At 67.7% G+C, this 6,000-nt stretch carries 6 protein-coding genes; 4 read left to right on the top strand and 2 right to left on the bottom strand.

The genetic code is table 11. From position 1 onward, the window contains the following. Nucleotides 1–151 precede the first annotated feature (151 nt). From AC1Z3O_RS34920 to AC1Z3O_RS34905, 4 genes are all read left to right on the top strand, one after another. The gene (locus tag AC1Z3O_RS34920; RefSeq protein WP_483521863.1) at nucleotides 152–538 is read left to right on the top strand and encodes an OsmC family protein; all 387 of its coding nucleotides are present in this window, start codon (nucleotides 152–154) and stop codon (nucleotides 536–538) included. Between the two features lie 288 nt (nucleotides 539–826). Then, complete coding sequence (pobA, locus tag AC1Z3O_RS34915) at nucleotides 827–1,996, top strand: 4-hydroxybenzoate 3-monooxygenase (RefSeq protein WP_483521861.1); 1,170 nt, start codon at nucleotides 827–829, stop codon at nucleotides 1,994–1,996. A 439-nt stretch (nucleotides 1,997–2,435) separates the two neighbouring features. Further along, nucleotides 2,436–3,257, top strand: coding sequence for a hypothetical protein (locus tag AC1Z3O_RS34910; RefSeq protein ID WP_483521859.1), 822 nt, complete (start codon nucleotides 2,436–2,438; stop codon nucleotides 3,255–3,257). A gap of 285 nt (nucleotides 3,258–3,542) precedes the next feature. Next, complete coding sequence (locus AC1Z3O_RS34905) at nucleotides 3,543–4,316, top strand: DUF3047 domain-containing protein (protein WP_483521857.1); 774 nt, start codon at nucleotides 3,543–3,545, stop codon at nucleotides 4,314–4,316. Nucleotides 4,317–4,353: 37 nt separating this feature from the next. Here AC1Z3O_RS34905 and AC1Z3O_RS34900 read toward each other — a convergent pair whose 3' ends face one another. Beyond that, a complete protein-coding gene (locus tag AC1Z3O_RS34900; RefSeq protein WP_483521855.1) occupies nucleotides 4,354–5,097 on the bottom strand; it encodes a lipoyl protein ligase domain-containing protein in 744 nt (247 codons plus the stop codon). A 58-nt stretch (nucleotides 5,098–5,155) separates the two neighbouring features. Continuing rightward, nucleotides 5,156–5,932, bottom strand: a complete 777-nt coding sequence (locus AC1Z3O_RS34895) for an SDR family NAD(P)-dependent oxidoreductase (protein WP_483521853.1) — start codon at nucleotides 5,930–5,932, stop codon at nucleotides 5,156–5,158. Nucleotides 5,933–6,000: the final 68 nt, after the last annotated feature.

The raw sequence follows: 6,000 nt of genomic DNA, 5'->3' as shown, positions 1-6,000 counted from the left end.
TTTTTGCAGCGCCCGTGAAGTTGCGCAAACGCCACCCATCGCGCACGGTTGCTCTATATAGAATCGATGCATCCCGCCTGGCCGGGACGGCGGGCGGCGACGCCACTCCGGACTCCCTCCTACCGACTTGTGACTTGTACAAGGAAACCCCATGACCATCCATGCAAGCTGGAAAGCCGACCAAGACTCGACCGCCTGCGCCCTGAGCAGCGGCACCGCCCACTGGTCCGCCGATCTCGACGCCCCCGCCGGCGACCCGCATCTGCCCAACCCGCACGAACTGCTCGACTCGGCGCTGGCCGCCTGCACCACGCTTACCATTCAAGTCTATGCCAAGCGCAAGGCATATCCAGTGCGGTCGATCCATGTGACGGTGGACCACGTAGAGGAAGCGGGCAAGTACATGCTCAAGCGCACGGTCAAGGTGGAGGGTGACCTTGAGCAGAGCGTGCTCGACGATCTGCTCCGCGTGGCCAATCGTTGCCCCGTGCATAAGAGCCTCTCGGCTCAGATCAGCATCGAGACCTCGCTGAGCTGAAAGCCGTCGGCCCTCGGGCTCCTGGTACCGCTGCACGCGGTGCCGGGCGCCGGGGCATGTTCGACTCGTCCTCGTTCGCCGGCCGGGCCGGCCGAGGCCATGGCCCCGGCAAATGCGCCATGTCGCACCGCAGCAGCCATTGCGGACACGTCCCGAGCGGCCGACTCCGGCGCATCCGCAGCCGGATGTTCCATTTGTCCTAGTGATGGTTCGCTCCGTCCATTCCCCGCCGCATGGGCCCGGCGCTATCGTTACGTCCACCAAAAACACTCGCCCCTGGAGACAACGATGCGCACCCAAGTCGCCATCATCGGCGCCGGCCCCGCCGGATTGCTGCTCGGACAATTGCTGGCGCGCGCCGGCATCGATGCAGTCATCCTCGAACAACGCAGCCCCGACTATGTACTCGGCCGGATCCGCGCCGGCATCCTGGAGAGCGTCACCGTCGACGCGCTTGAACGCGCCGGCGTGGCCGCACGCCTGCATCGCGATGGACTGGTCCATCACGGCATCGAGCTCGCCTTCGGTGGCGAGCGCCACCGCATCGACCTGCAAGCGCTGGTTGGCCGCTCGGTCACGGTGTACGGCCAGACGGAGGTCACGCGCGACCTGATGGATGCGCGGGCCGCCTCCGGCGCAGTCACCGTGTACGAGGCCGAAGAGGTCAGCCTGCACGACTTCGATTCGGCTACGCCGCAGGTCCGTTTCAGGAAGGACGGCCAGCTGCACACACTGCATTGTGATTTCATCGCCGGCTGCGACGGCTTCCACGGCGTCAGCCGGCAGAGCGTGCCGGACAGCTCCAAGCAGATCTTCGAGCGGGTCTACCCCTTCGGCTGGCTGGGCGTGCTCAGCGAAACGCCGCCGGTTGCCGACGAACTGATCTATGCCGGCCACGAGCGCGGCTTTGCCCTGTGCAGCATGCGCTCGCTGACACGCAGCCGCTATTACATCCAGGTCTCGTCCGAAGAACAGGCCAAGGCATGGAGCGATGACCGCTTCTGGGACGAGCTTCGCCGCCGCCTCGACCCGGAGGCTGCCGAGACGCTGGTAACGGGCCCCAGCATCGAGAAGAGCATCGCACCGCTGCGCAGCTTCGTCTGCGAGCCGATGCGCTTCGGCCAGCTGTTCCTCGCCGGCGATGCCGCGCACATCGTGCCGCCCACCGGTGCCAAGGGCTTGAACCTGGCAGCCAGCGACGTGCTCTACCTGGCCGACGGCCTGATCCAGCACTACGAGCAGCGCGACAGCGCCGGCCTGGACGACTACTCGCGCAAATGCCTGTCGCGCATCTGGAAGGCCGAGCGCTTCTCGTGGTGGATGACCTCGTTGCTGCACCGCTTCCCCGAGGCCGACGACTTTGCCCGGCGGCTGCAACAGGCCGAACTGGACTATGTGGTGGGTTCGCCGGCCGCCTCGGCCGCCTTGGCCGAGAACTACGTCGGCCTGCCTTACTGAACGCACCTTTCGGGGGGACGGCATCCTTCCGGAACGGTCTCCTCCACCAGCGCGGCCGGCTTGATTCGTAGAATGCTAATGCTTATCATTTACCGACTCAGGTTTCTCGACACCGCCTGAGCTTGCAAATGGCTTGCCGGACACTATGTGTCCGGCATTTTTTTTCGAGAAGTGCCGCGCCACCGACCGGTGCGCCGCTCGTCATGCCGTCGTCACATTCTCCGCACTAACTAAGGTATGTGCGTGCATCCGGCGCCCGCGCGCCGGTTCCCGCAATGGACGCGCTTCGTTCTGTTCGCTGTCCCACGAAGCCGGCCTGGCAAGTTGAGGAAACGTCACCGCACGTTTTGCCGTTGCTTCGTACTGGTCATAACATGCAGAAACAAGAACCAGTGCCATGGCAATGCGAGGGGCAGGACAGCGGACGGGGGGCGCTATCTTGGCAAGTTATTTCGAGGAATACTGCGCCCGTATCCGGCGCGGTGGGGCGGCGGCCGTCATTGCCTCGCCCGTCGTCATCACGCGTGACGAGATTCACAGCAGCAGCTATGTACCGTTCGAGCATGTGCAGCCGGACGCGAAGCTGGCGCTGGTCAGCGTGACGCCCGGCCACACGCACGTCAAGCTGGCAGCCGCGCTGACCGCCCGCATGCTGGACGCGCGCATTCCGGGCTCGACGATCCAGCGCGAGAACAAGCGCCAGGTCGAGCTGGGTGGCCCGCTGATCCGCCCCAACCTGATCCGCATGCTCGACCATTTCCGCCTGCCGCTGCTGCTCGGTGCGCCGTTCGCGCAGACCCTGTGGGAAGATGACTTCGGCCTGCTGCAGCCGCTGGCGCTGCTGCCGCACGCCACAACCCGGCGCGGCCAGGTCTTCGACGGACCCCTTACGGACCTGCTGGACAGTCCCATGCTGCGCGCCATCTACGAGGAGCAATTCCTTGGCCGCCTGCCCGGCATGCCGGCCGACATGCTTTTCATCGGCTTGGGGCGCACGGCCTGGTCCGGCCTGCTCCACGCCGCCGCACTGGACCTGCTGCCGAGGCAGCAGTTGCTGGGCATGATGCCGGTGCCGGCCCGGGCGGGCAATATGGTGCGCTACTTCCTGCACGAGATCCGCGCCGACGAGCTGTCCGGCAACGACCCGGTGCGGCATCGCCTGGCGTGGCTGGATGCGGCACACGCCGAGCTGGAGGCGGCCGTGAACGCGCGCCTCGCGCCGCCGCAGGCGCGGCGGAAAACACTGGCCGCCGCGTCCTGAGCACCGTCGTCCCACCGAAGTGGGGTGCGGCCCTCCGTGCGGCAAGCCGATATCAGGGTGGAGGGACTCGACCCCCTCTATTTCCCAATTACGCGGCCCCTGTGGCCGCGATTTTTTTGCGCCGTCCGCGCGGCTGCGCGCGGTACGGCGGCAACTCCTACAATCCAGGCTGAGCGCACACCCTTGTCCTGGAACTTCATGCCTACCTTCCGGCCTCCGGCAGCAGCCCGTTCCACCGCGATCCGCCACAGGTGCCGCCGTGGCGGATCGCGGCAAGCCCTTGCCGTGGCCTGGGGCTGCACGCTGCTGGCTCCCGCGCTTGCGCTTGCGCAGCCGGCTCCCGACTCCGCTGTGCCCGCCACGCCAGCGCCGGTCTCCGCCGCTTCGGCCGTCCCGGCGGCAAGCAGTGCCTTCTTCTCCTCCGGCCATCCGGGCGGCCCGTTGCCGGCGGGCTGGGAGAACCTGCTGGTGGCCAAAGGCAAGCAGCTGACCCACTACACCCTGGTCGACGACGAGGGCAGCACGGTGGTGCAGGCCGACGCCGTCAGCTCGGCCTCAGCCCTGCTGCGCCATGCCGACGTGGACCTGGCACAGACGCCTGAGCTGAGCTGGCGCTGGAAGGTCACCGCGCCGATTCCCGGCGCGGACAACCGCGTGGCCGCGCAGGAAGACGCGCCGGCGCGGCTGGTGTTCTTCTTCGACGGCGACAAGCGCAATCTGTCGCTGGGCCAGCGGGTGCAGATGCACCTGGCCAAGGGACTCGGCGGCATGGATCTGCCCTACGCGACGCTGATGTATATCTGGTCCGAAACGGCCCCGCCCGGATCGGTGATCGCCAATCCGCATACCTCGCGCGTGCAGATGATCGTGGTCAGCGGTGGGGCGGCCCAGGCCGGCCACTGGCAGCGGCTGCACCGCAACGTCGCGCGCGACTACGAGCAGGTCTTCCACGAAAAGCCGGGCAAGCTCATGGCCTATGGCCTGATGACCGACACCGACAATACCGGCACGACCACGCGCGCCTGGTACGGCGATCTGCATTTCCTTCCCGAGCACTGAACAGCGCCGGCCCGCCGCGTGGCAGCGTGCGGCCGCGTTATGGGGGCGGCGGCAGCCGCGCGACGGCCGCACGCAGCAGCCTGTCCACGCATGCAACGAGGTCGGGAGGGCCCGCGTCCCCGCCGGCCCGCAGCGCCTGCCGCACGCTGACCACGGTGTCGGCATCGTAGCCGCGGCCGCTGCCGATGGCAGCTTCGAAGGCATTGGCGCGCTCGTTGATCGCGCGCGGGTCGGCATCGACCAGCAAGACGGCATGCGCCAGCACGGTGTGGGCTGCGGCCGGCCCCGCCGCCGCACCCGGCACGCGCCGCCAGTATTGCGCGGTGCCCGCGATCTTGCGCGCCGCGCCGGGCGGGCCCCAGGCCAGGTTGAAGCGGCCATCGCAGAACGAGCCCTCGACCGCTTGCCAGTGGGTTGCCACGCCAAGGGCGTCCAGCGCCGCCTGCAGCACGCCGCACAGATGCAGGTAGACGGTCTCGGCCGCGTCGCCCGGCGCGCGGTGGATCTGGTATGCCAGGCTCAGGTTCAGGATGCCCGGCCCCTGCGGCACCAGCCCCCCGCCCGACATGCGCAGCCACACCGGACAGCCGCGGCGCGCAAAGTCGGCGCGCGCCGCTTCGAAGCCGGCATGGCGCAGGTAGCTGCGCGGCACCACCAGCGACACCGGCGCCTGCCACAACTGCGCCAGCGCTCTGCCCTTGGCGGCCTGTTCGAGCAAGGCGAGCTCGGCGCGCAGCGGATCTGGCTCGGACGGATCGGGGTCGACGAACTCGAAAGGCATCGCACAGGTCGCAAGTTGCAGGAAAGGGGCCGGCAGGCCCCGGTTTGGGCAGTGCGCTTCAGTGGAAGGTGAACCCGCCGTCGACATTGACCGACTGTCCCGTGACATTGTCCATGGTGGCGAAGAACAGCGCCAGCCGTCCCATGTCCTCCGGCGTCTGCGCGCGCCCCTGCGGGATCAGCGTCAGCTGGTGGCGCGCCCACGAGTCCTCCACGGATTCCCCTTCGGCCTTCCATTCGTCAGCCAGCTTGTCCCACATATCGGTGCGCACGATGCCCGGGCAGATGGCGTTGACGGTGATGCCATCGCGCGCCACCTCCTTGGCCAGCGCATTGGTAAAGCCGACCACCGCGAATTTGGAGGCGCTGTAGTGCGCCAGGTTGGCGAAGCCCTCCTTGCCGGCGATCGAGGCCACGTTGACGATGCGCCCGCCACCGTGCGCCTTCATATGGGCCAGCACGGCCTTGCAGCCGAGGAAAGTCCCCTTGGCGTTGACACCCATCACGAAGTCCCAGTCTTTCTCCTGCAGCGACTCGACCGGGTGGATGCTGATCACGCCGGCGCAATTGACCAGGATGTCGAGCCCGCCCAGCGAGAGGACTGCCTCCTGGACCATGGCGGCATGGTCGTCCGCGCGAGTCACGTCTACCTTCATCGTGCGCGCCCGGCGGCCCAGTGCAGCCACCTCGGCGGCGGTCTCGGCCATGGCTGGCTCGAGCAGGTCGGCGATGAGCACGTCGGCGCCCGCGCGCGCCAGCGTCAGCACGATGCCACGGCCGATACCGCGCGCGCCTCCGGTCACGACGGCAACTTTTCCTTTCAGCGATGTATCCATCAGGTGAGTCTCCTTATGGTTGGTCCTGTTGACCTGGTCCTGCTTATGGTTGGTCCTGCCTGCCGGGT

The sequence above is a fragment of the Cupriavidus sp. 09_S30 genome, from assembly GCF_056930435.1.
Note: the sequence above shows the minus strand (reverse complement) of the source record. Positions and strands in the feature narration are given on the sequence as shown.

Excerpts from the sequence above, each read along its gene's own strand:
- AC1Z3O_RS34920 (WP_483521863.1), top strand. The coding sequence starts at position 152 with ATGACCATCCATGCAAGCTGGAAAGCCGACCAAGACTCGACCGCCTGC.
- pobA (WP_483521861.1), top strand. The coding sequence starts at position 827 with ATGCGCACCCAAGTCGCCATCATCGGCGCCGGCCCCGCCGGATTGCTG.
- AC1Z3O_RS34900 (WP_483521855.1), bottom strand. The coding sequence starts at position 5,097 with ATGCCTTTCGAGTTCGTCGACCCCGATCCGTCCGAGCCAGATCCGCTG.
- AC1Z3O_RS34895 (WP_483521853.1), bottom strand. The coding sequence starts at position 5,932 with ATGGATACATCGCTGAAAGGAAAAGTTGCCGTCGTGACCGGAGGCGCG.